Here is a 25,017-nt window from a genome sequence, read left to right as displayed (position 1 = left end):
CGTAGAGCGCGCGGACCTGCCGTTTCACGGACCATCCCACGCAGTGTGACGTCGATAAAACCCTGCAATCGATGACGAGAGCGATCTGAGCCCTATGTTGCGGCGATGGAGGAGCGCCGTGCGGTATCGATGACGGCGAGAAGCCAGGGAGGCAACGGATGACGGACGACGAAAGAGCAATCCGAAAGCTGGTCGAGACGTGGATGGATGCGAGCAAGCGTGGAGACACCGCGACCGTCCTCAGCTTGATGACGGACGACGCGATCTTCATGGTTCCCGGCCGGGAGCCCTTCGACAAGGAGATCTTCGCGGCAGCCGCGCAGGAGATGGCCGGCGTTCATGTCGACGGCACGAACGAGATCGTTGAACTACAGCTTCTTGGCGACTGGGCCTTCATGCGCGGTCGTATCGATATGACCGCAACACCGCCGAACGGGAAGCCGGTGCGTCAATCGGGATATACGCTGACGCTCCTGCGCAAGGAGGCTGATGGTGCGTGGCGGCTGGCCCGCGATGCGAACCTGCTGACCGCGCAAGGCTAGAGCCGGTCTCCGGCATCTCTGCACGGGAAGGCGCGCCAGGGAGCGACAGGATGGCGAAGATGCGTGCAGGTCGCCCTGAACAGCGTTCCCCTCCTCCACTGATCACACCGGCAAGAGGGCGTTCGGCTTGACATCGGCGATGGAGGCGAAGGTGTGCGTTTCGCGCACGCCGGGCAGTGGCAGGATGACCCGCTGCAGGAAATCCTTGAACACCGCCATATCGGCGATCCGCGCCTTCACCAGATAATCGAAACCGCCAACCACCATATGGCACTCCAGAACCTCCGGGGCCTTCGCCACGGCTTCGGCGAAACGGTCAAAGACATGCGGCGCCGTGTGGTCAAGCCGGACCTCGATGAACACCAGCGTTCCCCGGCCGACCTTGCGCGGATCGAGCACCGCCCTGACCGCGGTGATGAACCCGTCGCGGAACAGGCGCTTCACCCGCTGGCTGGCTCCGGTCGGCGACAGCCCGACACGCCCGGCAAGATCAAGCGTCGTCCGGCGCCCATCCTCCTGCAGCAGCCGGAGCAGGCTGCGGTCTATCTGGTCGAGGTCGTCCATTTTCACAATCCACTCTATCTCAGGGATTTGTGTGCTGATTTCACGCAGAGATATCAAAATCAACGTATTTCATCACATAAAACCTCGCAATAACCTGCGCTTCCCTCACCCACTCAAAGCAAACGTGGTGAGCCGATTTCGACAAACAAAAGGAGTGCAAGATGACCAAGGAAGCGTTCAGCCCAGCCGGCAGGAGTGCGGCGGAAATCAGCAAGGGAGCGACCGAGATCCTGGTGCTGAGCGAAGTCGACGTGATGGCGTGCATCGATCTCAGCCAGCTTCTCGATGTTCTGGAAGACGGCTTCAAGGCGCTGTCACAAGGCAAGGTCGTCAATCCACCCCGACCACAGCTCAACATCCCAGGGGCCGGCTACAGCCTCGCCATGCCGGCCTGGATGGAGGGCATGAACCTGACCGTCAAGGTCGTCAACGTCTTCGAAGGCAATTTGGCCAAGAACCTGCCCAGCCACCTCGCCACCATCAGCCTGTTCGATCCGCTGTCCGGCCTGCCGGTCTGCATCATGGACGGCACCTTCATAACCGCGGTGCGAACCTCCGGCTCCGCCGTGCTGTCGGTGCGCGCGCTCGCGCGCCGGGACGCCAGGATAGCGACAGCGGTCGGCGCCGGCGTGCAGGCCAACCAGCACCTGCATCTGTTGCCGCTGGTGCGCGACTTTGCCGAAATCCGAGTCGCTTCGAAGAGCTTCGACGATGCGGCAGCGCTTGCCCGGCTGCATCCGTCGGTGGTGGCGGTCGCCGACCTCGAGGCGGCAGTGCGCAGTTCCGACGTGGTGTGCCTGGCGACGCATTCCTACGAGCCGGTGATCGAGGCAGACTGGGTTCGGCCGGGCACGCACGTCTCGTCGGTCGGGGTGGCACCACCCGGCGGTGAAATGCCGATCGAGCTCATCGGCAAATCCAGTCTTTTTGTCGAGACCAGGGATGCGTTCGAACCGACCCCGGTCGGTTCTTGCGAGCTTGCCGGCTTCGACCCGGATTTCGGCACTGAGCTTGGCGCCATGCTGCTCGACCGCGCGCCGGGCCGTGTTTCGGATCAACAGATCACCACCTACAAGGCGATGGGCATTGCCATGGAAGACATGGTCGCCGCCGATCTCGCCTATCGTTGCGCCAAGCGTCTGCGCAAGGGAAAGCTCATCGTGCTGTAGGCGTGCCGCGAGCCAGGCGGGATCGACGTTGCTGACAATGGCGCTTTCGCGGAAGCGGCCGGGCTAAAGGGCGGTCCCTCAGGCCGGCACACGCTTCAGCGCCTGCGCCATGCAGTGGATGCCGCCGCCGGTCTTCGAGACCTCGCTCATGTCGACCGCCGCCACTTCGAAGCCGCGCGCCTTGAGTTGGCCGATCAGCGTCTGGCTGGATGTCGGCGCGATCACCCGGTCCTTGCCCAGCGACATGAAGTTGCAGCCGAGCGCCATCGTGTCCTGGAACGGCACGTCGATGATCTCGTGGCCCTTGCCCTTCAGCCAGTCGACGATGCCCGGCTCGGTGCAGGCGAGGCAGACGGCGGTCAGTTTCTCGGCGATCGGCACCACCATCAGATCGATATGGACATAATATTCGTCGATGAAGGCGATGCGGGTTTCCCAGCCCTCCTTGTCAAACCAGACCTGGACCTGGCGCGCGCCCTCCTCCTGGGTGCGGGCGCCGCCGCAGCCGATCAGCACCACGCCGTCCTCGATGACGTTGAAGTCGCCGCCCTCGAAAGTGCCCGCCGTGACCATGTCGTAGATCGGAATGCCGAGCTTCTCATAGGTGCGGATCGCCGCATAGTTCTCGCCGCGCCGCCACCATTGGGACATCGCGGTGATGATGGCGCCATACGGCGTCATGACGCTGGAATCGCGCGAATAGACCTGCATCGGCAGCTCCGGCGTCGGCTCGTGCCAGTGGATGTTGACGCCGAAATGCTCGTAAGCGGCGACCAGGTCCTTGTGCTGCGCCTGCGCAATCTGGACGTTGCACGGCGCCTCGCGCAAATGCTTGCGCGATAGCGAGCTGGTCGAGAGATGGCGCAGGAAATTCGGCGAACCGAGCAGCACGTCGGTCAGGACGTCGGTCTCGTTGGCAAAGCCCCAGGCGGTCAATGGCTTGGTGCCCCCGGCCGGGTTGCGGCGCTGCAATGAAAACGGTTCTGCTACGATGCGGTCATGGACGGTCATGGGATTTCTCCTGGCTTCGAGTGATCACGCGGCTTGATTGCTTGGTATCCACCAGTCCCGTCCGCGCGGGGTGGTGACATATTCCGGCCAGCGGAAATGGATCGGCGGTTCGTAGTCGCAGAGCGGCGCCAGCCAATTGCTGCCACCAATGCCGCCGCCGGTGCGGGCAACGAATTCGTCCATCGCCGCGTCGCGGGCCGCCTTGTCTTCCAGCAGGCGAAGGGCTGCCAACGCAATCGTCTTCGACGCGCAGGCAACCATCGGATCGATGGTGGCGGAAATGCCGCCCAGCGCATTCATCGCCCAGGACGGGTAGGCGTGGCCACTCTCGCAACGCAGCGCCGGTCGGGCGACATAGAACCGCGCCGTCGGCGTCTGCCACGACATGTCGGTGTAATCGTCGGAGGTCGAATTCAGCTGCGACGGCGGCAGGTCGCGGCGCAGCAACGCCTCCGCCTCCTCAGGCGCAATCAGCTGCTCCAACTCGGCGATGAACGGCTCGTCGGTCGCCGCGCCGCCGGCATTGACCTGGATTTCGCGGGCAATCGCCTTGGCCGCCTCGTCCCAGCGCGGTGGCCCGACGGTCGACAGCGCGTCATAGACGATGCCTGACATTGCGTGATTGGCCAGCCCCGACCGCGACTTCGATACCCAGTGCCGCTCATGGCGGCAGCCGCTCATCTTAGCGGCGGCTTCCGCATTGCGGTCGAGCACGGCGGTCACCTGCTCAGCCATCGCCAAGGTCGGCACGCGGATCATGTACTGGATCTCGGCCAGACCCGCCGGCAGATTGTCGGCGGTCGCCTGCCCCGCGGTCAGGATCGCCTCGCTGATCGACCAGCCGCCCTGATGCGGCAGCATGGAATCACGCAGCGCCTTGGACGCCATGTACATCATGACAAGCGCGTCGTTGGCGCCGGGCGCCCGCACCGCCGAATGCGCCTGCGGAATCGGCGCGCCATCGCTTGCGCGAACCCAATTTTCGGGTTCGTCGCAGACAAAGCGATAGATCATCGCATAGGCCGCGCCGCAATGCGTGTCCCAGCGCGCCGTGTTGCAGAGCGGCAGCATGTAAAAGGGATGGAACGAGATCATGCCGGCGAGGCCATCATAGTAGCCCTTTGCGGCATGGATCGGCTTCGATCCTCGCACTTTCTCCGCCGGCTCGCCGGTGAAGCGCAGCATGCCCGATATGCCGTGGCGCTGCATCGCCGCCTTGGTCGCCAAAAGCCCGCCCAGGCTGGCAATGCCGAGCCCGGAATGCGGATCGGTGTGGCCTCCGGCCTGTTCGCCAAGGCCCGGACGCGGTCGCTTGACGGTAGCTGCGTCCTGACAATTGCCGGGCACCGCGTCATACTCGGCATACATGCCGATCGTCGGCCCGGCGCCGTTGGTCCAGTGGGCGCAAAAGGCGGTCGGCATCCCGCCGGAGCCTTCCTCGACCGAAAAGCCCTCGTGCTTCAGACGCTCGACATACCAGGCGGCCGACTGGTATTCGCGCCAGGCGGTCTCGCCGAAATCGAAGATCGTCCGCGTCCACGCCGACAGCGACCGCTGGATGTGGTCGAGACTGGCAAGCGCGGTTGCTTGGGCCGAGGTGGTCACCGGATCCTCCATCGGTCAAAGAAAGCAGTGAAGCGCCTCGCCAAAAAGTGATATGTTTTCCCGGCTCATGCAAATTCGGTTCACCTCTTGAGAATTCCCTCGACGCAGGCGCTGCGCGCCCTCGACAGTTTCGCCCGCCACGGCAGCGTCTGGCGCGCCGCCGACGAACTGCATCTGACCCGCAGCGCGGTCAGTCATCAATTGCGGCTGCTCGAGCGCGATCTCGGCTTCGATCTGCTCGAGCGCATCGGCAAGGGCGTGGCGCTGACACCGCGCGGCCAGCGTTACGCCAGCGACGTGCGGAAAGCGCTGACGGTGCTCGGCGATGCGGTAACGCGTCATGCCGGCACCGGCGTCGGCGGCTCGTTCAGCGTCAGCTGCACGCCGGGCTTCGCCTCGCTGTTCCTGTGCACGCACATAGGCGAATTCCGGCAGATGTACCCCGATGTCGCGCTGCGCATCCTGACGCCGCGGCGGCTGGACGACGTCAGCAATGCCGAGGCCGACGCCTTCATCGCCTTCGGCGTCGGCAACTGGCCGAACCGCGCGGTCGAGCTGTTGTGCGAGATCTCGTTCACGCCGCTGTGCAGCCCGACGCTGCTCAACAAGATCGGCGGGTTTTCCAGGCCGGCCGACGTGCTGCGCGCCAATCTCCTGCATCTCGGCGATACCGAGGACTGGGCGCGCTGGCTGGCGCTGTCGAAGGTCGAGAATCCCGACACCGAGGGCGGCATCTTCTTTTCCGACATGAACCTGGTCTTTTCGGCCGCCATCGCCGGCCAGGGCATCGCCATGGGCGACGAACTGACCAGCCGCCGGGCGCTGAGCGAAGGCCGGCTGGTGCGCCCCTTCGACATCGCAATCAGTTCGCCACGCTCGTATTTTCTCGTTTCCGAGCATGCCAAGGCGGCGCATCCGGTGCTGGAGGCGTTCGGGAGGTGGCTGAGGTCGAAATTGTCGGAGATTAGCTAATCTCCCCCCTCGAGGGGGGAGATGTCGCCGAAGGCGACAGAGGGGTCGCCGCGCGTGAAGCCCCAGCCTCCAATCTGCAGCAGCGGGCGAGCCCAGTCGGACCGACCCCCTCTGGCCGCTTTGCGGCCATCTCCCCCAAAAGGGGGGAGATTGGCGCCATAGATGAATCAAATTTGCCGATGCGGCGAAAACTATTCGGTTGCGGTGAGCCGCCGCCCTGCCTACGATTTCAATCAGCATTGAGGACAAGGCAGGATGCAGCAACCCGGCCGTGCCGCAGAGATCAAGGCAATCGGGATCGGCAAGAGCTTCGGCTCGTTCCGTGCGCTGGACGATCTGACGCTCGATATCGGCCGCGGTGAGTTCCTGACCCTGCTCGGGCCGTCGGGTTCGGGCAAGACCACCTTCCTGATGATCCTTGCCGGTTTCGTGCAGCCGACCGACGGCCGCCTTTACAGCGACGGCGTCGATATCACCGAGCGGCCGGCCGAGCAGCGCGCCGCCGGCATGGTGTTCCAAGGCTATGCCCTATTCCCGCATATGAGCGTCGAGGCCAACATCGCCTTCCCGCTCAAGGTGCGCAAGAAGTCGGCGGCCGAGATCAAGCGTCGCGTCGGTGAGATGGTCGAGCGCGTCGGGCTGAAGGGCCACGAGAAGAAACTGCCGTCGCAATTGTCCGGCGGCCAGCAGCAGCGCGTGGCGCTGGCGCGCGCCCTGGTGTTCGAGCCGGGTGTGCTTTTGCTCGACGAGCCGTTCTCGGCGCTCGACAAGGGCCTGCGCGGCCAGATGCAGGCCGAGATGAAGCGGCTGCACCAGGAAACCGGCACCACCTTCGTCTTCGTCACCCATGATCAGAGCGAGGCGCTGGCACTGTCGTCGCGCGTCGCCATCTTCAACCACGGCAAGTTGCTGCAGGTCGGCGCGCCTGACGAGGTCTACGAACGGCCGGCCAACCGCTTCGTCGCCGAGTTCCTCGGCGAGATCAACATGCTGCCGCTGAAGGGCGTGCGCAACGCCGACAACGGCGCCACCGGCCTGTGCGAAGACCGCACCATCACCCTGCGCGGCAATGCAAGCGCCGTCGGCAGCAACGCCATCCTGGCGATCCGGCCCGAATACATGTCGATCGCCCCCGAAGCGACAGCCGGCGAGAACGGCATCGCCGCGACTGCGGTCGCCTCGACCTATCTTGGCGCTGCGACGCGGCTCGATCTCACCACGCGCCAAGGTGCCAAGGTGACGGTCTCGGTGCCGAACGAGGTCGCCGCTTCGGCACTCAGCAAGGGCAATTCCGTATGGCTGACATGGCCTGCGGAAAAAGGTTTCCTCCTTCCGGACGGAGGACAATGACGATCGGCGTGGCGAAGCTGAAATTCGCCAGGCTGGCTTTCGGGAAATATCAACGACAAAAAAGGGGAACTGACATGACAAACAATTCAGAGATGAGCGACACCAGGAAACACGCCATCGAGACACTGTCCGCCAGGGCGGTGCGCGGCGAGATCTCGCGCCGGCAGTTCACGCAGCTGGCTGCGCTCGTGCTGGCCGGCACGCCGATGCTGCTGCGCTCGACCGGCGCCTTCGCGCAAGCCAAGGAACTGGTGCTGGTCAACTGGGGCGGCGACGCCATCACCGCCTATGACGCGGCCTATGGCCAGGCGTTCACCAAGGAGACCGGCATCACCGTCAAGATGGACGGCTCCGGTCCGACCGAGGGTGCGATCGCCGCACAATTCAAGAGCGGCGCCCCGACCTGGGACCTGGTCGACGTCGACCCGTTCTCGGCCATCACGCTCGGCGCGCAGGGCATGCTCGAGCCGATCGACTATTCGATCGTCGACAAGAACAAGATGCGGCCTGGCTTCGGCTGGGAGCACGCCGCCTCGACCTATTTCTTCTCCTATGTCATCGCCTACGATTCCGAAAAATTCGGCAGCCAGGCACCGACCGGCATGGCCGACTTCTTCGACGTGACCAAATTCCCCGGCAAGCGCTCGCTCTACAAATGGGGCGTGTCGAGCTGGGAAGCGGCACTGCTCGCCGACGGCATCGCGCCGGCCTCGCTCTATCCGCTCGACCTCAAGCGCGCGCATGACAAGATTGCCGCCTTCAAGGAGAATGTCGTGGCCTATTGGGGCGGCGGCGCCGAAAGCCAGAGCGTGCTGCTCGACGGCGAGGCTTCGATGGCCATCGTCTGGTCGACGCGAGCCTCGCTGATCGAGCAGGACTCCGGCGGCAAGATCAAGTTCATCTGGGACCAGGGCCTGATCTCGCCCGGCGCGCTCGCCGTGCTCAAAGGCAATCCCGGCGGCAAGGACGCGGCGATGAAGTTCATCGCCAGCGCCCAGGATCCGCAAAAGCAGCTGATCATGTTCGACAAGCTCGGCCAGGGCCCGGCCAATCCGGCCACCGACGCGCTGATCCCCGCCGACAAGAAGCGCATCAACCCGGTCGACCCCGAAAACATGAAGAAGCAGATCCCGCTCGACATGGAGTGGTACGCCAAGAATTACGGGGCCGCACTCGACGAATACACGAAGATCATCTCCGCCTGATAGACCGGGATAACCGGAGCCAGATGAAAGCATATCTCTCCGACAGGATGGGCGCGGCGCTGTTGATGGCGCCGCTGCTGCTGTTCCTTGGCGCCGCCTACGCCTGGCCATTCTTCGGCGTCGTCAACTGGAGCTTCACCCTGCCCGAGCCGGGGCTCGGGCAATATGGCACGCTGCTTAGCGACCCGCTGGTGCAGTCGGTGTTTGTCCGCACGCTGCGCATCGCTGCGATCGTCACGATTGTTTCGGTTGCCGCCGCCTACGCCATCACCGTGGTCTGGGTGCGCGGCACGCCGGCGCAGCGGGTGATCGCCGAGTTCTGCATCCTGGTGCCGTTCTGGATCTCGGTGCTGACGCGCGCCTTCGGCTGGGTGGCGCTGTTTTCCAATCGCGGCCTGTTCAACACCTGGCTGCAGGCGATCGGCTTCATCTCGGAACCGCTGACGCTGGTGCGCAACGAATTCGGCGTCATCGTCGGCATGACGCATTTCCTCATTCCCTTCGCCGTGTTTCCGCTGGCGTCTTCGATGCGCAGCCTCGACGACCGCGTGCTGCTGGCGGCGCGCGGGCTCGGCTCCAGCCGCATGCGCACCTTCTGGTCGGTGTTCGTGCCGATGACCCGCTCCGGCATCATCGGCTCGGCGCTCATCGTCTTCGTGTTTTCGCTCGGCTTCTTCGTGACGCCGGCGATCCTCGGCGGCGGCCGCAGCGTGATGATCGCCGAGCTGATCTATCTGCGCATCTTCCAGAGCCCGGACTGGGGCCTGGGGGCGGCGATCAGCGTCGTACTGGTGCTGTTCGTCGGCGCACTGATGGCGCTGGTGTTCCGTTATGTCAGGCCTAGGCAGCTGATCTGATGCCGACCTACCGCCCCGGCCCCGTCTCGCTGATCCTCGCCGCCCTGGTGGCGCTGTTCCTGTTGTTGCCGCTGCTTGCCGTCATTCCGGTGTCGCTGACGCCCACCCGCATGCTGGCGATGCCGTCCGGCGAATTGTCGCTGCGCCACTACCGGGCGCTGATCGAGGATCCGCGCTGGATCAATTCGATCCTGCTCTCGATCAGGATCGGCGTCGTCAGCAGCGCCTTTTCCACCGTGCTGGCGCTGTGCTTCAGCCTCGGTGTGTGGATGTTCCAGCCGCGCTTCACCGCCGCGCTGGTCGGCTTCGTGCTGCTGCCGATGGTGGTGCCGCCGGTGGTCTCGGCGATCACGCTCTACTTCCTGCTGACCTCGATCTCCGGCGTCTCTTCGTTCTTCGGCTACGACACCTGGCTCGGTGTCGCCATGGCGCATGCGGTGATGACGGTGCCCTTCGCAACGGTGCTGATCCTGGTGTCGCTCAGCCAGCTCGACCGGCGCATCGACCTTGCCGCGCGCGGTCTCGGCGCCACCGTGTGGGAGCGCGCCACCCGCATCATCATGCCCAACATCAAATTCGGCATCGTCACCGCCGCCCTGCTGTCCTTCGTGCTATCCTGGGAAGAGATCGGCGTCACCCTGTTCATCACCTCGGTCAACGCCATCACGCTGCCCAGGCTGATGTGGATGGGCCTGCGCGACAACATCGACCCGGCGATCGCCGCCCTCTCGGTGATCCTGATCATCATCACGGTGCTGGTGCTGGCGGCGCGCAGTGCCGTGGTCAGGCTGCGCGGGGGGCAGTGAGGCGACCGAAGCTTGGAAAAACCGATCAAGTCAAGGTTGGCAATCCTTCGCGCCCCCCTCTGTCCTGCCCTCTTTGCCACCATTTGGCATCTCCCCCACTTGGGGGGAGATTGGCCGTACATCTCCGCTTTCGCCAATCACTACCGCCGAAGAAAGGAGCCGTCGCCGAAGCTGCCGATCTCCCCCCAAGTGGGCGAGATTGCCGGCAGGCCAGAAGGGGCGCTGTCCCGCCAACTGTCGAGCGGATATGCGCTCCGCTTCGGGCGACGGTCTTCTACCCCATGGCGTGGCGGATCGACTTGGACAGACGGCTCAGGAATGCCGGTCTAGACGATGCGTCGAGCTTCCACGACAGCACCGCCGTCGCCATTTTCCGCGGCAACACCCCGACCGACAGGAACCAGGCGGCAAGGACGGCGCGCCGGCGCAGGGACGCGGTCATTTCGAGGCTGGCGACGGCGCCCGCCGCCCCAAGCGCCAGCCGGGAATCATTGGCCACGGGGTGCCGGCGCCTGTCCGCGCACAGCGACGCCAGCCGCTCTTCCAGATGGACCGGATCGTGGCGGACAGCCTCCGACGGCACAATCGTCAAGCCGATCCCGGAAGCCTGGTCCGACAGCGCCTGCATGCGGCGGAAATCGTGGGTTACCCGCCAGCGTGCCCGTTCGGCGAGCTTTTCACCGAACACCGAATGGTTGGCGCCGTGGATCCGGTAGGCGCCAACGCATTCGTCGATGGACTGGACGTGTCCGTACATGGGCGCCAGCGTTACAAGGTAGCCATCGGCGCCCTGGCGGAACTCCGCCTCCGGTATAGGCATGATCGATTCGAGGGTTGTACGATCAAAGGCCAGCCCGCTGGTCACAGTCGTCTGATAGCGGCCCTTGTGCAGGAGTTTCGGCATGACGTCACCGCTGTCGAAGGGCAGTTCGCGCGGCGGAAAGACGTCCTTGATGCTTTGTCGTTCATCGACGATATGCAGCCTGGACTGCACCTGGGCCGTTGCCGCATCCCAGGTGTCGACGATCGTCGAGACGGCGGTTGGATAAAGATAGTCGTCGGCGTCGAGGAACAGGACGATCTTGCCCGAGCTTGCCGCGAACCCGGTGTTGAACGCCGCCGCGTGCCCGCCATTTTGCGCGCGCGGACAGGCGAGGATCCTGTCCCCATATGATCCCATGATTGTCGTGGAATTGTCCTGCGAGGCATCATCGACGACGATGACTTCGACATCCGCGTAGTCCTGCTCGAGGGCGCTATCGATGCTGCGTTTGAGGAAACGCGCGTAATTGTAGTTCGGAATGATGATGGATACCGGAATCCTCGGGACAGACTGCATCGCATTTGACCTCGCATCTTGCTTTGGTTTCGGCAAACCCGCGCGCGGGCCTGGTTCCTCTTCAAGCGCGTCCCACGAAATTCCTGGGAGAAGGCTCGCGCCTTTCGTCAGGACGGGTCACGTCTCTTGCTTTGCGACTTCATTTTGAGGCCGCTATTGCCTTCAAGAGCTGCCGCCGAGATCATGGTCGACGGCAGCAAGGGCTCCGACGGTTCGGCTCGGATGACACGACAACCGAGCCTGGCGGAAAGGCTTGGGTCGCGATCAGGTCGGGACCGAAGCGGACAGGCACTTTGAAGGCATGGCGGATACTGACCCACAAATGCGGCTGGAGCAAGCCCCAGGCCAAGACCAAAGGCTCACAAGCCTGTTACGTCTCAGGCGGCATGCAGCGTTGGAATGGCGCTGACATCCACTTCGCGCTCCGCGTGCCAGGCATCATAAGCGGCCTGCATCCGGAGCCAGATCGCGGCGCCGTCGCCGAACGTCTTTCCAAGGCGGGCGGCGACGGCCGGCGACACCGGCTTCTTCTCGCGGATGATGTCGTAAAGCTGCTGGCGCGAGATTCCGAGCAGATTGGCGATTTCCACCCTGCTCTTTCCGGTTGCCGGGATAATGTCGTCGAGCAGCGCTCCAGGGTGGGAGGGGCAGCGGTCCATCGGACGCGTCGTCTCATACACGCTCATACCCGATTCTCCAATCTATTGCGCGGCAACCGGCAGGATACGACCTGCGACGATCGCCTTACAAGGCCGATCGTCTTTCCCGGAGCCGGCGAACCGGCTCCGGGCCGTATGGTGGCAGGCCTGAACAGTCACGCAGCCTGCAGCCCGGGCAGCGACAGGTCGGCTTCTTCAGGCAAGTCGCCGGCCATCGCGGCAGCGAACCTGGTCTGGTCGAGTTCCCCTTCCCAGCGCGCCACGACCACGGTCGCTACCGCATTGCCGATGAAGTTGGTCAGCGCCCGGCATTCCGACATGAAGCGGTCGACGCCGAGGATCAGCGCCATGCCGGCGACCGGCACTGCAGGCACGACCGAGAGCGTCGCGGCCAGCGTGATGAAGCCGGCGCCGGTGATGCCGGCGGCGCCCTTGGAACTTAGCATGGCGACGGCGAGCAGCAGGATCTGGTCGCCGAGGGTGAGCGGCGTGTCGGTCGCCTGGGCGATGAACAGCGCGGCCAGCGTCATGTAGATATTGGTGCCGTCGAGGTTGAAGGAATAGCCGGTTGGAACGACTAGCCCGACCACCGAGCGGTTGCAGCCGGCGCGCTCCATCTTGGCAATCAGGCCCGGCAGTGCCGCTTCCGAGGACGAGGTGCCGAGCACCAGCAGCAACTCTTCCTTGACGTAGCGGATCAGCGCCAGGATCGAGAAGCCGTTGTAGCGGGCGACCGCGCCCAGCACCACCAGCACGAACAACAGCGATGTCAGGTAGAATGTGCCGATCAGCATGGCGAGGTTGGCGATCGAGCCGATGCCGTATTTGCCGATGGTGAAGGCCATGGCGCCGAAAGCGCCGATCGGCGCGGCCTTCATCAGGATGGCGACGAGGCGGAAGATCGGCGTGGTCAATGCCTGCAGGAAATCGAGGACCGGGCGGCCGCGATCGCCGACCGCGGCAAGAGCGAGCCCGAACAGCACCGAAAAGAACAGCACCTGCAGGATGTCGCCCTTTGCGAAAGCGCCGGTGATCGTGTCGGGGATGATGTTCATCAGGAAACCGACGATGCTGGTGTCGTTCGCTTTTTCGGTGTAGGTCGCCACCTTTGTGGCATCGAGCGTGGCCGGATCGATATGCATGCCGGCGCCCGGCTGGATGACGTTCGAGACGACGAGGCCGACGACAAGCGCCAGCGTCGAGAATGCCAGGAAGTAGATCATCGCCTTGCCGGCGACGCGGCCCACCTTCTGCAGGTCGGAAACGCCGGCGATGCCGGTCGCCACCGTCAGGAAGATCACCGGTGCGATCACCATCTTCACCAGCTTGATGAAGGCGTCGCCGAACGGCTTCATCGCTTCGCCGGTTTCGGGATAGAAGTGGCCGAGCAGCACGCCGGCGGCGATCGCCGCCAGCACCTGCACATAGAGATGCCGGTAGAACGGAAGTTTGCCGCGCGGCGCGGCGGCAGCGAATGCTGTCTGCATGACGTCCTCCATTGTGCTCCGATCGAAAGCTCGACCTCCCGGAGCGTTTGCATTTGACCCCAGCAGCCTCGTGACCGCTGAAGTCGTGTTTGCAACTGCCGTGCCAGACTGCGCTTAAGAGGCTATCGATTTGATTTTGTTGAGTATCCTCGAACTGAAACTTTTGGCTTTGCCCTCACAAAGTGCGGATGTTCGCATGGCCGAATTGTGCTTTGTGCGAAATCATGCACAAATGGGCGATGCTGCAACGCCCCGCCGCTGCCTTGCCTTCGACGCCCGAGCAACTCGGCAGGCGAGCGCGCCGTGCCTGGCTGCTGTTTGCGGCCATCGCCCTTGCGACGGCAACGGCGGCACTTTACGGCGCTGGTCTCTATGGCCGTACCACGGAGCTCAGGGGACTGGCGGCGCAGGGCCGCACCGACGCCAATCTGAAGGTCGCGCTATTGCGCGCCGTTCTGGAAAGCCCGCGCGCCCTGCCCCTGCTTTTGTCGGAAGACCAGCAGGTGCGCGACGCGCTGGCGCAGAAAAGTGCTGCTGCAATCGATGTGCTGAATCGCAAGCTTGAAGGGCTGGTCTCCGGCACCAAGGCCTCAGTACTCTATGTCATCGGCACCGACGGGCTGGCGATCGCCTCCAGCAACTGGCGCGACCCGATCAGCTTTGTCGGCAACGACTACCGGTTCCGCGACTATTTCTCCGCGGCGATGCAATCCGGAACCGCCGAATATTTCGCGCTCGGCAATGTCAGCAAACGCCCAGGCCTCTACATCTCGCGCCGCGTCGGCGATGCTGCCGCAGCGCTGGGCGTCGTCGTCGTCAAGGCGGAATTCGATCAGCTCGAGGCCGACTGGCATGAGGTGAACCGCCCGGCCTATGTCAGCGACGAGCGTGGTATCGTTCTGATCACCAGCGTGCGGTCCTGGCGCTTCATGACGACGGCGCCGCTTGCCGGGTCTGATCTTGCCGCCATCCAGAACAGCCAGCAGTTCGGTGATGCACCGCTGATGCCGTTGCCGATCACGCGCCCGCAGGCGCTCAGCCCGGACACATCCATCGTCCACGCGGTGACGCCCGGCGGCAGCGACGCGGAATATCTTCGGCTTTCAGCCCCGGTTGCTTCGACCCCCTGGCGGCTCGACTATCTCGTTCCGGCCGAGGCGCCGATCGCCGCCGCGGCCCGTGAAATGCGGCTCCTTACGCTTGGCGTCTTGGTCCCGTTGCTCGGCCTTGCTGCGTATCTGTTGTGGCGCCGGCAGTCGGGACAAATGCGGATCGCCGCCGAACAGGCGGCGCGCACCGAACTCGAGCGCCGCGTCGTCGAACGAACCGAGGATCTGAGCCGTGCCCGCGATCGGCTGCAGGCCGAGATATCAGACCATCGCAGCACGGAAGCCAAGCTGCAGGTGGTGCAGCAGGATCTGGTCCAGGCCAACCGCCTCGCCATCCTCGGCCAGGTCGCCGCCGGCGTCGCCCATGAGATCAACCAGCCGGTTGCCACCATACGCGCCTATGCCGACAACGCCCGCGTCTTCCTCGACAGGAAGCAGACCGCGCCCGCCGAGGAAAACCTCGGCGCCATCGCAGCATTGACCGAGCGCATCGGCACCATCACCGAAGAATTGAAGGCCTTTGCCCGCAAGGGCCGCACCGCCGCTGAGCCTGTCGCATTGCGCGGTGTCATCGAGGGCGCCGTCGTGCTGTTGAGAAGCCGCTTTGCCGGCCGGCTCGACGCACTGGCGATCGACCTGCCACCGCCGAGGCTCAAGGTCATGGGCAACCGGGTCCGGCTCGAACAGGTGCTGATCAACCTCTTCCAGAACGCGCTTGAAGCGCTCGACGGCCGCAACGACGCTCATGTGCGGGTTTCGGTCGAGGAGACCGCGGACGGCGTGACGGTCGGCGTGTCCGATAACGGACCTGGCATTCCGCCAGGGATTCTCAAATCGCTGTTCACGCCGTTCAATACATCCAAGGAAAAAGGCCTCGGTCTTGGCCTTGTCATCTCGAAGGATATCGTCGCCGACTACGGCGGACGCATCGAGGTTTCGAGCGACGGCAGCGGCACGCGCTTCGCCATCCATCTCTTGAAAGCAGCATAGTGGCCAAGGCAGCATGACGAACGACGACGCAGCGCCGGTCATCTTGGTCGATGACGACAGCGATCTCCTCAAGGCCACCGCGCAGACGCTGGAGCTTGCCGGCTTTTCGGTCTCGGCTTTTTCGGTGGCGGCCGAGGCGCTGGCCAGGCTCGACACCGGTTTTGCCGGCGTGGTGGTGTCGGATATCCGCATGCCTGAGATTGACGGCTTGCAGCTTTTCAACCGCATCCTGCGGCTGGAACCGGACATTCCGGTCATCCTCGTGACCGGGCATGGCGACATCGCGGTTGCCGTCAAGGCGATCAAGGACGGCGCCTACGACTTCATCACCAAACCCTTCGCCGCCGACCGGCTGGTGCAGAGCGTGCGCCGCGCCGCGGAAAAGCGCCGTCTGGTGATGGAGAACCGCGCCTTGCGCGAGGCGGCCGGAGAGGCGCAGGACGGCCTGCCGCTGATCGGCCAGACGCCGGCGATGGAAAGGCTGCGCCGCACGCTGCGCCAGATCGCCGACACCGATGTCGATGTGCTGGTGACCGGCGAAACCGGTTCCGGCAAGGAAGTGGTGGCCAGCCTTTTGCATCGCTGGAGTCGCCGCGCCAAGGGCAACTTCGTCGCGCTGAATTGCGGCACGCTGCCCGAGACGGTCATCGAGAGCGAATTGTTCGGCCATGAGGCGGGCGCCTTCACCGGCGCGCAGAAGAAGCGGATCGGCCGCATCGAACATGCCAGCGGCGGCACGCTGTTCCTCGACGAGATCGAAAGCATGCCGGTCTCGACACAGGTGCAGATGCTGCGCGTGCTGGAAATGCGCGAGGTCACCCCGCTCGGCACCAACGAAATGCGGCCGGTCGACCTGCGCGTCGTTGCGGCCGCCAAGGTCGATCTCGGCGATCCGCGCCAGCGCGGCGCTTTCCGCGAGGATCTCTATTACCGGCTCAACGTGGTGACGATCTCCATTCCGCCGCTACGCGAGCGCCGCGACGACGTCGCACTGCTGTTCTTCTACTTCGCCGAGCGCGCCGCCGCCCGCTTCCGGCGTCCGCTGCCGGCGGTGCCGGCCGCGGTGCACCGCCATCTCAGGGAGCATGACTGGCCTGGCAATGTACGCGAGCTCGCGCATTTCGCCGAACGCTTCGTGCTTGGACTGGAGGAAGACGCAGGAGTGGCATCCCCTGCCCCAGCCCAGCCGGATGCCGCCATGAAACTGCCGGAACGGCTGGAGCGCTACGAGGCCGACATCATCCGCGAGACCCTTAACCGCAACGAGGGCGACGTCAGGCGCACCATCGAAGCGCTGGGTATTCCGCGCAAGACCTTTTATGACAAGCTGCAGCGCCACGGCATCGTGCGCAGCGAGTTTTCGAGGTAGAGGGCCAATGTCGGCGCTGCCCCTCAGCCCTGCCGGGCATTTCTCCCTGTAGAACCGGGAGAAAGAAGCCTTCGCCGAAGATTTCGCCAAAAACCAACGTTGCAGAAAGAGCGCCCGAGGTTGCAGCCAGGCCCTTCTCCCCGTTCTACGGGGAGAAGGTCCCGGCAGGGGGATGAGGGGCAGCGCCAACGTCTGCAAACGTCCCTCCCGCAGCAACTCTCCTGACGCGAACCCGATTCCGGTTTTCGCCATCCTGCGCTACACTTGGTCCACTTCAACCGGACCACTCTCATGATTGTCCAGACCTGCATCAATGGCGCGCGCAGCGCCGATTTCCATCCGCAGCTGCCGCTTGACGCGGACGCCATCGCGCGTGACGGCGCCGCCTGCGTGGCCGCCGGTGCGGCCGAGCTGCATGTCCATGCACGCGGGCTCGACGGCCGCGAAAGCCTTGCCCCGGCGACGATGGACCGGACCGTGTTGGCGCTGCGCCGCGCCTGCCCGGGAACGCTGATCGGCGTCTCCACCGGCGCCTGGATCGAGAATGATGACGAGCGCACACTTGCGGCGATCGCCGGCTGGAGCGAGCTGCCTGACTACGCCTCGGTCAATCTAAGCGAAAAAGCAGCGCCCGAGGTCATGCAAAGCCTGCGGCAGCGCGGCATCGGCATCGAGGCCGGGCTCGCCTCCGTCGCTGATGCCGAGCGCCTGGTCCGCCTCGACCATGGCAACCAGGTGCTGCGCATCCTGATCGAGATTTCCGAGCAGGCGCTGGACGCGGCGCTGGAAGCCTGCGACGGCATCGCCGCCGTGCTCGACCGCGCCGGACTGCGTCGCGCCATCCTGCTGCACGGCGCCGACGCCACGGTCTGGCCGTTCGTGCACCGGGCGGCGGAGCGCAACTGGTTGACGCGTGTCGGTCTGGAAGACGGCAAGGCGCTTCCGGACGGCACTACGGCATCAGGCAATGCCGCACTGACGGCTGCAGCCGTCGCGATCTTCCGGGCCGGTCGCTGATTCATCCCGTAGGCTTCCGGCGCCTTGCCCGATCTTCTCGGGATGCTGCGTCAGGCCACGTCCCGCAAAGTCGAACGCGGCGTAGCCGATTTCGCGGCTGCGCGATCCTCGTGAAGCGCGAACCCTGCTGCGCCCGGGTCGCCCAGTTCAGAGCGGAGCTGCATGCTCGGGATGTGGTAGTCGCCGCCATTCTGCTGCCGGTAGGGAATCGGTCGGGTTGTCTCGAGCGTCCGCATCCTTTCGCGCAGCCGCTCCGCGACAGGCTCGAAATCGGCCTCGCCGAAACGATCCATTCTGTAGACGACGAAAGGCGGAAGCACGTCATAGCCCGGATAGTAAAGGATCCCGTGATTGATCGGGAACAGCAGGTCGTCGATCGGGCCGTTGACGCCGCGGGCGGAATAATGCTCCTCCCAGCCGCCGGCGGTCACGATCAGCATCGCGCGCTTGCCGGCGAGCGTTCCCTCGCCAAAGCGGTCACCCCACCGCTTGTCGCTATGCTCGCCGACCCCATAGGCGAAGCCGTAGGCGTACACCCGATCGACCCAGCCCTTGAGGATCGCCGGCATGGCGTACCACCACAGCGGGAACTGGAGGATCAGCGTGTCGGCCCACAGCAGCTTGTCGATCTCTGCTTTAACATCTTCCGTTAACTTGTTGGTATCAAAAGCTTTTTTTGATGCCACAGCCGGCAGGAAGCGTTGCTCGGGCGGCCACGACGGAAAGTCGGCACGGTCCACCTCAGCTTTCCAGTCATCGGCATAGAGGTCAGTCACCCGCACCTCATGGCCCTGGGCCTCGAGTTCCCTGATGGCGACGTCACGCAGTGCGCCGTTGAGCGAATGCAGTTCAGGATGAGCAAAAACAAGCAGGACTTTCATGGATCAACTCCGAAGAAGGACAGTGAACGCTGAAGGTAGCCAGCCCCTGGGTGATCCGCTATATCCAGGCAATGCATATGATTATGCCGAATAATGGATAGATCTGATGTGACCCTCGAGCGCATGCGCACCTTCGTTCGCGTCGCCGAGCGCGGCAGCCTGTCGGCGGTGGCGCGCGAGCTCGGGGTTGGACAGTCGACGGTCACACGGCATTTGCGCGAGCTCGAAGACGCCGTCGGCGTGCCCTTGCTCAGCAGGACCACCCGGCGTGTCACGATGACCGATGAAGGCAGCCGTTACTATGCCGACAGCGTCCAGATCCTGCGCCTCGTCGAGCAGGCCGGCGACGAGGCACGGGGCACGCGCGGCGCGTCGGCCGGCACGATCCGGATATCCTGCACGGCGGCGCTCGGGGTCTTGCACGTTAGCCGGCTGATCTTCGCCTTTCAGGACCGCTACCCCGACATCGGGGTCGATCTCAGCCTCACCGACGAGCGCATCGACCTTGTGCGGGAGGGCGTCGACATCGCGCTTCGCCTCGGTCCGCTCACCGACAGCTCGATGAAACTGCGGGCGCTCGGCCAGTCCCGGCGCTTGCTGGTGGCAGCGCCCGCCTATCTGGCGGCGCGGGGCAGACCGGCCGTCCCACAGGATCTGCCTGGCCATGAAGGCATCCGGATGTCGAACATCGCGGGAAGCGACACGCTCGCCCTGCAGGGGCCGGGCGGCGACCGCCATGCGGTATCCTTTGGCGGCCGACTTCGTGTCGACCATGGGCTGGCCGCGCGCGAAGCCCTCGTCGCCGGGCGCGGCATCGCACCTGCCCATCACTGGCTTGTCGATGATCTCCTCGCCGCCGGCCGGCTGGAAGTGATCCTGCCGGACTACGCCCCGCCTCCCATTCCGCTGAGCATGCTGATCGTCCCGGAACGCGCGGGCATTGCCAGGGTCCGGCTGCTGGTCGATTTTCTTGCCGAGCGGATTCGCGGCATTCCGGGGATCGAGAAGCCGCGTTAGTCGGCATGCCCTCGGCCCGAACGCTCTTGCGATTTAAAAAGATACACCCTAAGCTGTTTTCATATCAGAAAGAAAACTCGATAAATTCTTTCCATTTATGAAAGCCTGAGTGTTTGCGGGAACATCTCGATCAGACCGACCGGCGACTGGTCAAGCTGCTGTCGCAGGATGCGCAGCTTGGCGTCAATCGCCTCGCCGAGAAGATGGCCGTCTCCGTGCCGACGGTGCGCATGCGGCTGCGCAACCTGCTTGACCGCAACCTGCTCAAGATCGTCGGGCTGCTCAACCTGACCGAGCGCCCAGAATTGATCTCGGCGATCGTCGGCATCAATGCGCAGGGGCGCGGCCGCGCCCGGGAACTGGCGCAGCGCATCGCCGAACTGCCTTTCGTGAACTCGGCCTCGGTGGTCACCGGACGTTTCGACATCATCGTCGACGTCACGGTGGCCGGCGATGTCGCCGATCTCTATCGCGTCACCAGCGAACTGATCCCCGGCGCCGGCGAGCCAGGCGAAGTCGTGCGCAGCGAGACGTTCGTCGTCATGGCCTCCTGCAACAAATGGGTCAGCCTGCCCGAAGGCTGCTGGTCGGACGAGAGCAAGCGCGACGAAACTGGGCGCGACGATACTGGGCGAAAGGAAATACCATGAAGATCGCGGTTCTCGGCGGCCTCGGCCTGCAAGGCCGGGCGGCGATCGCCGATCTCGTCGCCAGCGCCGATGTCGAAGAGGTCGTCTGCGTCGATACTGCGCCGAATGGGGCAGCCCGGCTTGGCGGCCTGACCGACCTTGCCCGCGTGCGTTTCGTCGTGCCCGAAGGCGCGATCGCCCCTGTGTTGGCGAGCGTGCTGGCGGGTGTCGACGCCGCCATCGATCTGTTGCCGCAGCCGCTGATGCGCGAGGCGGTGCAGGCCGCGATCACGACGCGCACGCCGCTGGTCACCACCAATTACGGCAAGACGATCGCCGACCTCGACCCGGCGGCGGAAGCGGCCGGCGTTTCGATCATGACCGAATGCGGGCTCGACCCCGGCATCGACCTTGTGCTCTACGCCCGCGCCGCAAGGCAATTCGACGCCATCACCGCGATCGATTCCTATTGCGGCGGTATCCCCGAGCCGAAGGCAATGGCGAAGCCGCTATGCTACAAGGTGAGCTGGAATTTTGACATGGTTCTGATGAGCCAGAACCGCGACAGCGTGCTGGTCGAGAACGGCCAACGGGTCGAGGTGCCGGCTGGCTGCCAGCACGATAATCCGTTCATCCATCAGATCGAGATCGCCGGGCTCGGCAGGCTGGAAGCCTTCCCCAATGGCGATGCGCCGCATTATGCCGGCATGCTTGCCGCCGCCAAGGGGCTGCAGCGCTCCGGCCGCTATTCGTTGCGCTGGCCGGGTTGGTCGGCGTTCTGGGCGCCGCTGAAGGAGCTTGGCTTCCTTTCCGAGGACAAGGTGCCCGGCGTTGGCGCCAGCCCACGTGAATTTCTCGGCCGGCTGCTCGGTCCGCAACTGCAATACGGCGCCGGCGAAAAGGACCTTTGCGTGATGCGCAATGTCTTTACCGGCACCCAAGATGGCCGCCGCAAGACGGTGATGTCGGACCTGGTCATCGAACGCGACCTCGCCTCCGGCCTGTTCGGCATGAGCCTCGGCGTCGGCTATCCCGCCAGCATCGTGGCGCAGATGCTGGCGCGGGGCGAAATTACCGAGCCCGGCCTGCTCAATCCGCTGCTGCATGTGCCCGACGGCCGCTTTCTCGATGAACTGGCCAGACGCGGTATACGCGTATGCGAAACGATCGACTGGGACTGAAGGATTTCGAACGGTGGCCGCCGCCGGCAACGGCGCTGCCGCTCAAAAAGCACCCAAAGGGGTGGAACAACAAAGTGAAAATAACACACGACAACAAGGAGGAATGCCCAATGACTATTGCCAAGCTTTTCATCGCAGGCCTTGCGCTCGCCGGCCTCACTGCCGCGGCCAGTGCCGGAACGCTCGACGAGATCACCAAGCGCGGCGAGTTGCGCGTTGCCGTGCAGACGCAGGGACCGCCCTTCTCGCTGGTCGGCGCTGCCGGCGAGCGCACCGGCAGTTCGGTCGAGCTTGCCGAACTGATGGCCAAGGAAATGGGCGTCAAGATCACCTTTTTGGATTTCGATTGGGACGGCCTGATCCCGGCGCTGCTGTCGGGCAAGGCCGATCTTCTGGTCGCCGACATGACGCCGACGCTGGCGCGGGCGATGAAGGTCGCCTTCACCAAGCCTTACATGTACACCGGCAGCACCGTCTTCACCAAGGCCGACGGCAAGTTCAAATCCACCGAGGATTGCAAGGCCAAGGGTACCAAGATCGCCGTGCTGCTCGGCGCCACCGGCGAGAAGGAGGCCAAGAAGGCCTTCCCCGACGCCGACATCAAGAGCTACAAGGGCGGCGGCCCACTGCTGCTCGACGCCGTCAACAACGGCCAGGCCGATTGCGGCGTCAACGACGTCTCGGCGGTCAAGGGCCAGTCGACCGCCTATCCTGCCGGCAGCTTCACCATCATGCCGGAGATGCTATCGAAGGAGCCGCTGGCCTTCGCCACGCGCTATGACGAGCAGGACCTGCTGACCTGGATGAACCTGTTCCTCGATCAGGTCAGCCTCGACGGACGCCTGCAGAAGAACCTCGACTACTGGGTTAATTCCGACGACTGGAAGAAGGATCACTGAGTAGAGTGAATAGACAGTAGTGAATAGACAGTAGTGAATAGTGAATAGTGGATAGTAAATCTCTACTCACTACTCGCTATTCGCTAATCCCTATTCACTATTCACTACTCACTATTCACCATTCACCGCCCCACCCATGCTCGAAAATTTCAGCTTCCGCACCATTGTCGAATATCTGCCCCTGTTCGGGCAGGGCCTCGTCACGACCGTGTGGCTGTCTGTCCTCGCCTTTGCCGGGGCGCTCGCCGTCGGCATCGTGCTCGCCGCCATGAACCTGCAGCGCGGCCGGCTGTTCCGCATGCCGGCCAAGGCCTATATCGACGCGGTGCGCGCCACGCCCTTGCTGGCGCAGCTGTATTTCCTCTATTTCGGCCTGCCGCGGCTCGGCATCATCCTGCCTGAGCTCGTCGTCGGCATCCTCGCTCTGTCGCTGAACAGCGGCGCCTATGTCGCCGAGATCATCCGCGCCGGCATCCTGTCGATCCCGCGCGGCCAGGTCGAGGCCGGCGTCGCTTCGGGGATGACCTATGTCCAGCGCATGCGACTGGTCATCCTGCCGCAGGCGTTCAAGGTGACGATCCCGCCGCTGCTCGGCCAGGCGATTGTGCTGGTCAAGGATTCCGCCCTGCTGTCGCTGATCGCGGTCGCCGAACTGACGCGCGCCGGGCAATTGCTCGCCTCCGACCGCTTCATGCCGGCGGAAGGTTTCATCACCATCGCCGCCTTCTACCTGCTGCTCTATTACGGGCTGAAGGGACTGGCGGCGCTGTCCGGGCGCTGGCTCGGCCTCGCGGGGGCACGGACATGATCTGGCAGCAGCTGCAAAGCATAGCCGGCAGCTATCCCCTCGCCCTGCGCGGCCTCGGCATGACCGTGATGCTGTCGCTGGTCAGCCTGGTGCTGGGCACGCTGATCGGCTTTGGCCTCGGCATCCTGCGGACCGGCGGCAACCGGCTGATCAGCGGCGTGATCGGCGCCTGGGTCGATCTGATCCGCGGCACGCCGTTCCTGGTGCAGATCTTCCTGATCTTCTTCATCCTGCCGGAACTCGGCATCGAGCTCGACGCCTTCACTGCCGGCATCATCGCGCTGACCAATCTGGCCGCCTGCTTCATCTGCGAGATCGTCGTCGCCGGCATCCGCTCGGTGCCGACCGGCCAGGTCGAGGCGGCGCTGGCGTCCGGTCTGTCGCGCTGGCAGCGCATGCGCCAGGTGGTGCTGCCGCAGGCGATGCGCATCGTGCTGCCGCCGCTGGTCGGGCAATATGTGCTGTTGATCAAGGATTCCTCTGTCGTTTCGGCCATCGGGCTCACCGACCTCACCCGCGTCGGCTGGCTGGTGGTGCAGCGTGTGCCGAACGGCCTGCTGGTCTTCTTCCTCGTCGGCCTCGGCTATTTCATCGTCTGCTATCCGCTGATCCTGCTGGCGCGCCGGCTCGAGCAGCGCATGGGTGCGGCCCATGGCGAGGTGCAGATATGACGCTGAACCTCAGCAAAAATGGTACCGGCATGATCGAGTTTCGCGGCGTCAACAAATGGTTCGGCGCGCTCAATGTGCTCAAGGACGTCACGCTAAGCGTCGAGCCGCGCGAAGTGGTCGTCGTCTGCGGGCCGAGCGGTTCGGGCAAGAGCACGCTGATCCGCTGCATCAACGGGCTGGAGACGATCCGCGACGGCGACCTGGTGGTCGACGGCCGGCGCCTCGGCGACCCCGCCATCAACATGACGCGGCTGCGCACCGAGATCGGCTTCGTCTTCCAGTCCTTCAACCTCTACCCGCACAAGACAGCGCTCGAGAACGTGACGCTGGCGCCGATCCATGTCCGCAAGATCCCGCGCGCCGAGGCCGAGAAGGCCGGGCGCGAGCTGCTTGCCAAGGTCGGCCTTGCCGACAAGGTCAATGCCTATCCCGCACAACTCTCCGGCGGCCAGCAGCAGCGCGTCGCGATCGCCCGCTGCCTCGGTATGCGCCCCAAGATCATGCTATTCGACGAGCCGACCTCGGCGCTCGACCCTGAGATGATCTCGGAAGTGCTCGATGTCATGATCGCGGTCGCCGAGGAGGGCATGACCATGATGGTGGTGACCCACGAAATGGGCTTTGCCCGCAAGGTCGCCCAGCGCGTGGTGTTCATGGATGCCGGCGCCATCGTCGAGAGCGGCACGCCGGATGAATTCTTCTCGCACCCCAAGACCGACCGCAGCCGCGCCTTCCTGAGCAAGATTCTGCGGCATTAGAGTCAAACTCAACCAGCTGGCTGTCGCCAATGGCCGAGACGGGTGGATAGTGTTGAAGAAGTCGGCGATGAAGCCGTGGATCCACTCGCACCGAAGCGTCTTGATTAAGGTCGACGCGACCT

The 25,017-nt window shown here is 64.4% G+C and carries 24 protein-coding genes; 17 read left to right on the top strand and 7 right to left on the bottom strand.

All coding sequences use genetic code 11. The annotated features are described in order from the left end of the window. Positions 1-203: 203 nt before the first annotated feature. A complete protein-coding gene (locus tag AC0L15_RS29285; RefSeq protein WP_473497929.1) occupies positions 204-542 on the top strand; it encodes a YybH family protein in 339 nt (112 codons plus the stop codon). A 102-nt stretch (positions 543-644) separates the two neighbouring features. Here the strand turns inward: AC0L15_RS29285 and AC0L15_RS29280 are convergent, their stop codons facing one another. Further along, positions 645-1,106, bottom strand: coding sequence for an Lrp/AsnC family transcriptional regulator (locus AC0L15_RS29280; protein ID WP_128187514.1), 462 nt, complete (start codon positions 1,104-1,106; stop codon positions 645-647). Positions 1,107-1,267: 161 nt separating this feature from the next. Here AC0L15_RS29280 and AC0L15_RS29275 point away from each other — a divergent pair, with 161 nt between their 5' ends. Further along, positions 1,268-2,275, top strand: a complete 1,008-nt coding sequence (locus AC0L15_RS29275) for an ornithine cyclodeaminase family protein (protein ID WP_287250612.1) — start codon at positions 1,268-1,270, stop codon at positions 2,273-2,275. Between the two features lie 78 nt (positions 2,276-2,353). Here AC0L15_RS29275 and AC0L15_RS29270 read toward each other — a convergent pair whose 3' ends face one another. Both AC0L15_RS29270 and AC0L15_RS29265 read right to left on the bottom strand, forming a co-directional pair. Further along, a complete protein-coding gene (locus AC0L15_RS29270) occupies positions 2,354-3,286 on the bottom strand; it encodes a dimethylarginine dimethylaminohydrolase family protein (RefSeq protein ID WP_287230078.1) in 933 nt (310 codons plus the stop codon). A gap of 24 nt (positions 3,287-3,310) precedes the next feature. Further along, entirely contained in the window at positions 3,311-4,903 is a 1,593-nt protein-coding gene (locus AC0L15_RS29265) for a zinc-binding metallopeptidase family protein (protein ID WP_287250608.1), read from the bottom strand. Positions 4,904-4,978: 75 nt separating this feature from the next. Here AC0L15_RS29265 and AC0L15_RS29260 point away from each other — a divergent pair, with 75 nt between their 5' ends. From AC0L15_RS29260 to AC0L15_RS29240, 5 genes are all read left to right on the top strand, one after another. Beyond that, complete coding sequence (locus AC0L15_RS29260; protein ID WP_128173076.1) at positions 4,979-5,863, top strand: LysR substrate-binding domain-containing protein; 885 nt, start codon at positions 4,979-4,981, stop codon at positions 5,861-5,863. A 255-nt stretch (positions 5,864-6,118) separates the two neighbouring features. Further along, the gene (locus tag AC0L15_RS29255; RefSeq protein ID WP_287250606.1) at positions 6,119-7,213 is read left to right on the top strand and encodes an ABC transporter ATP-binding protein; all 1,095 of its coding nucleotides are present in this window, start codon (positions 6,119-6,121) and stop codon (positions 7,211-7,213) included. A 92-nt stretch (positions 7,214-7,305) separates the two neighbouring features. Then, positions 7,306-8,418, top strand: coding sequence for an ABC transporter substrate-binding protein (locus AC0L15_RS29250; protein ID WP_473497938.1), 1,113 nt, complete (start codon positions 7,306-7,308; stop codon positions 8,416-8,418). A 23-nt stretch (positions 8,419-8,441) separates the two neighbouring features. Beyond that, positions 8,442-9,275 carry an ABC transporter permease gene (locus AC0L15_RS29245; protein ID WP_287250604.1) on the top strand — a complete coding sequence of 278 codons (834 nt, stop codon included), beginning with the start codon at positions 8,442-8,444 and terminating at the stop codon, positions 9,273-9,275. Continuing rightward, positions 9,275-10,081 (top strand): ABC transporter permease, encoded by an 807-nt coding sequence (locus AC0L15_RS29240; protein ID WP_077382350.1) that lies wholly within the window; start codon positions 9,275-9,277, stop codon positions 10,079-10,081. Before AC0L15_RS29245 ends, AC0L15_RS29240 begins: the two co-directional genes overlap by 1 nt. A gap of 274 nt (positions 10,082-10,355) precedes the next feature. Here AC0L15_RS29240 and AC0L15_RS29235 read toward each other — a convergent pair whose 3' ends face one another. The 3 genes from AC0L15_RS29235 to AC0L15_RS29225 form a co-directional block, all read right to left on the bottom strand. Next, complete coding sequence (locus AC0L15_RS29235) at positions 10,356-11,420, bottom strand: glycosyltransferase family 2 protein (protein WP_287250602.1); 1,065 nt, start codon at positions 11,418-11,420, stop codon at positions 10,356-10,358. Positions 11,421-11,797: 377 nt separating this feature from the next. Then, on the bottom strand, positions 11,798-12,106 hold the full coding sequence (locus AC0L15_RS29230) for a HigA family addiction module antitoxin (protein WP_287250600.1): 309 nt from the start codon (positions 12,104-12,106) through the stop codon (positions 11,798-11,800). A gap of 128 nt (positions 12,107-12,234) precedes the next feature. After that, on the bottom strand, positions 12,235-13,566 hold the full coding sequence (locus tag AC0L15_RS29225; RefSeq protein ID WP_287250598.1) for a dicarboxylate/amino acid:cation symporter: 1,332 nt from the start codon (positions 13,564-13,566) through the stop codon (positions 12,235-12,237). Between the two features lie 224 nt (positions 13,567-13,790). Between AC0L15_RS29225 and AC0L15_RS29220 the strand changes: the two genes are divergently transcribed. From AC0L15_RS29220 to AC0L15_RS29210, 3 genes are all read left to right on the top strand, one after another. Then, positions 13,791-15,665 carry a sensor histidine kinase gene (locus AC0L15_RS29220; RefSeq protein WP_287250597.1) on the top strand — a complete coding sequence of 625 codons (1,875 nt, stop codon included), beginning with the start codon at positions 13,791-13,793 and terminating at the stop codon, positions 15,663-15,665. 13 nt (positions 15,666-15,678) lie between these two features. Then, positions 15,679-17,034 (top strand): sigma-54-dependent transcriptional regulator, encoded by a 1,356-nt coding sequence (locus tag AC0L15_RS29215; RefSeq protein WP_287250594.1) that lies wholly within the window; start codon positions 15,679-15,681, stop codon positions 17,032-17,034. Between the two features lie 291 nt (positions 17,035-17,325). After that, positions 17,326-18,051 carry a 3-keto-5-aminohexanoate cleavage protein gene (locus AC0L15_RS29210; RefSeq protein ID WP_287250093.1) on the top strand — a complete coding sequence of 242 codons (726 nt, stop codon included), beginning with the start codon at positions 17,326-17,328 and terminating at the stop codon, positions 18,049-18,051. 50 nt (positions 18,052-18,101) lie between these two features. Here AC0L15_RS29210 and AC0L15_RS29205 read toward each other — a convergent pair whose 3' ends face one another. Next, a complete protein-coding gene (locus tag AC0L15_RS29205) occupies positions 18,102-18,932 on the bottom strand; it encodes an NAD(P)H-dependent oxidoreductase (RefSeq protein WP_473497925.1) in 831 nt (276 codons plus the stop codon). A 93-nt stretch (positions 18,933-19,025) separates the two neighbouring features. On the opposite strand from AC0L15_RS29205, the gene AC0L15_RS29200 reads away from it, so the two are divergent. The 7 genes from AC0L15_RS29200 to AC0L15_RS29170 all read left to right on the top strand — a co-directional run bounded on the left by AC0L15_RS29200 (position 19,026) and on the right by AC0L15_RS29170 (position 24,895). Then, on the top strand, positions 19,026-19,949 hold the full coding sequence (locus tag AC0L15_RS29200) for a LysR family transcriptional regulator (protein WP_287250099.1): 924 nt from the start codon (positions 19,026-19,028) through the stop codon (positions 19,947-19,949). A gap of 113 nt (positions 19,950-20,062) precedes the next feature. After that, positions 20,063-20,599, top strand: coding sequence for an Lrp/AsnC family transcriptional regulator (locus AC0L15_RS29195; protein ID WP_287250102.1), 537 nt, complete (start codon positions 20,063-20,065; stop codon positions 20,597-20,599). After that, positions 20,596-21,759, top strand: a complete 1,164-nt coding sequence (locus tag AC0L15_RS29190) for a saccharopine dehydrogenase family protein (RefSeq protein ID WP_287250104.1) — start codon at positions 20,596-20,598, stop codon at positions 21,757-21,759. Before AC0L15_RS29195 ends, AC0L15_RS29190 begins: the two co-directional genes overlap by 4 nt. Before the next feature lie 110 nt (positions 21,760-21,869). Next, positions 21,870-22,658, top strand: a complete 789-nt coding sequence (locus AC0L15_RS29185; RefSeq protein ID WP_027155104.1) for an ABC transporter substrate-binding protein — start codon at positions 21,870-21,872, stop codon at positions 22,656-22,658. A gap of 136 nt (positions 22,659-22,794) precedes the next feature. Continuing rightward, positions 22,795-23,466, top strand: coding sequence for an amino acid ABC transporter permease (locus AC0L15_RS29180; protein WP_236391119.1), 672 nt, complete (start codon positions 22,795-22,797; stop codon positions 23,464-23,466). Continuing rightward, positions 23,463-24,137: an amino acid ABC transporter permease gene (locus tag AC0L15_RS29175; RefSeq protein ID WP_287250106.1), complete on the top strand. Its 675-nt coding sequence runs from the start codon at positions 23,463-23,465 to the stop codon at positions 24,135-24,137. The genes AC0L15_RS29180 and AC0L15_RS29175 overlap by 4 nt, the downstream gene beginning before the upstream one ends. 29 nt (positions 24,138-24,166) lie before the next feature. Next, the gene (locus AC0L15_RS29170) at positions 24,167-24,895 is read left to right on the top strand and encodes an amino acid ABC transporter ATP-binding protein (protein WP_473497937.1); all 729 of its coding nucleotides are present in this window, start codon (positions 24,167-24,169) and stop codon (positions 24,893-24,895) included. Positions 24,896-25,017 lie beyond the last annotated feature (122 nt).

Source organism: Mesorhizobium sp. WSM4846 (assembly GCF_055811415.1).
This window is presented reverse-complemented; position numbering and strand designations above follow the sequence as displayed.

Excerpts from the sequence above, each read along its gene's own strand:
- AC0L15_RS29285 (WP_473497929.1), top strand. The coding sequence starts at position 204 with ATGGATGCGAGCAAGCGTGGAGACACCGCGACCGTCCTCAGCTTGATG.
- AC0L15_RS29280 (WP_128187514.1), bottom strand. The coding sequence starts at position 1,106 with ATGGACGACCTCGACCAGATAGACCGCAGCCTGCTCCGGCTGCTGCAG.
- AC0L15_RS29275 (WP_287250612.1), top strand. The coding sequence starts at position 1,268 with ATGACCAAGGAAGCGTTCAGCCCAGCCGGCAGGAGTGCGGCGGAAATC.
- AC0L15_RS29270 (WP_287230078.1), bottom strand. The coding sequence starts at position 3,286 with ATGACCGTCCATGACCGCATCGTAGCAGAACCGTTTTCATTGCAGCGC.
- AC0L15_RS29265 (WP_287250608.1), bottom strand. The coding sequence starts at position 4,903 with ATGGAGGATCCGGTGACCACCTCGGCCCAAGCAACCGCGCTTGCCAGT.
- AC0L15_RS29255 (WP_287250606.1), top strand. The coding sequence starts at position 6,119 with ATGCAGCAACCCGGCCGTGCCGCAGAGATCAAGGCAATCGGGATCGGC.
- AC0L15_RS29250 (WP_473497938.1), top strand. The coding sequence starts at position 7,306 with ATGAGCGACACCAGGAAACACGCCATCGAGACACTGTCCGCCAGGGCG.
- AC0L15_RS29245 (WP_287250604.1), top strand. The coding sequence starts at position 8,442 with ATGAAAGCATATCTCTCCGACAGGATGGGCGCGGCGCTGTTGATGGCG.
- AC0L15_RS29240 (WP_077382350.1), top strand. The coding sequence starts at position 9,275 with ATGCCGACCTACCGCCCCGGCCCCGTCTCGCTGATCCTCGCCGCCCTG.
- AC0L15_RS29235 (WP_287250602.1), bottom strand. The coding sequence starts at position 11,420 with ATGCAGTCTGTCCCGAGGATTCCGGTATCCATCATCATTCCGAACTAC.
- AC0L15_RS29230 (WP_287250600.1), bottom strand. The coding sequence starts at position 12,106 with ATGAGCGTGTATGAGACGACGCGTCCGATGGACCGCTGCCCCTCCCAC.
- AC0L15_RS29225 (WP_287250598.1), bottom strand. The coding sequence starts at position 13,566 with ATGCAGACAGCATTCGCTGCCGCCGCGCCGCGCGGCAAACTTCCGTTC.
- AC0L15_RS29220 (WP_287250597.1), top strand. The coding sequence starts at position 13,791 with ATGCACAAATGGGCGATGCTGCAACGCCCCGCCGCTGCCTTGCCTTCG.
- AC0L15_RS29215 (WP_287250594.1), top strand. The coding sequence starts at position 15,679 with ATGACGAACGACGACGCAGCGCCGGTCATCTTGGTCGATGACGACAGC.
- AC0L15_RS29210 (WP_287250093.1), top strand. The coding sequence starts at position 17,326 with ATGATTGTCCAGACCTGCATCAATGGCGCGCGCAGCGCCGATTTCCAT.
- AC0L15_RS29205 (WP_473497925.1), bottom strand. The coding sequence starts at position 18,932 with ATGAAAGTCCTGCTTGTTTTTGCTCATCCTGAACTGCATTCGCTCAAC.
- AC0L15_RS29200 (WP_287250099.1), top strand. The coding sequence starts at position 19,026 with ATGGATAGATCTGATGTGACCCTCGAGCGCATGCGCACCTTCGTTCGC.
- AC0L15_RS29190 (WP_287250104.1), top strand. The coding sequence starts at position 20,596 with ATGAAGATCGCGGTTCTCGGCGGCCTCGGCCTGCAAGGCCGGGCGGCG.
- AC0L15_RS29185 (WP_027155104.1), top strand. The coding sequence starts at position 21,870 with ATGACTATTGCCAAGCTTTTCATCGCAGGCCTTGCGCTCGCCGGCCTC.
- AC0L15_RS29180 (WP_236391119.1), top strand. The coding sequence starts at position 22,795 with ATGCTCGAAAATTTCAGCTTCCGCACCATTGTCGAATATCTGCCCCTG.
- AC0L15_RS29175 (WP_287250106.1), top strand. The coding sequence starts at position 23,463 with ATGATCTGGCAGCAGCTGCAAAGCATAGCCGGCAGCTATCCCCTCGCC.
- AC0L15_RS29170 (WP_473497937.1), top strand. The coding sequence starts at position 24,167 with ATGATCGAGTTTCGCGGCGTCAACAAATGGTTCGGCGCGCTCAATGTG.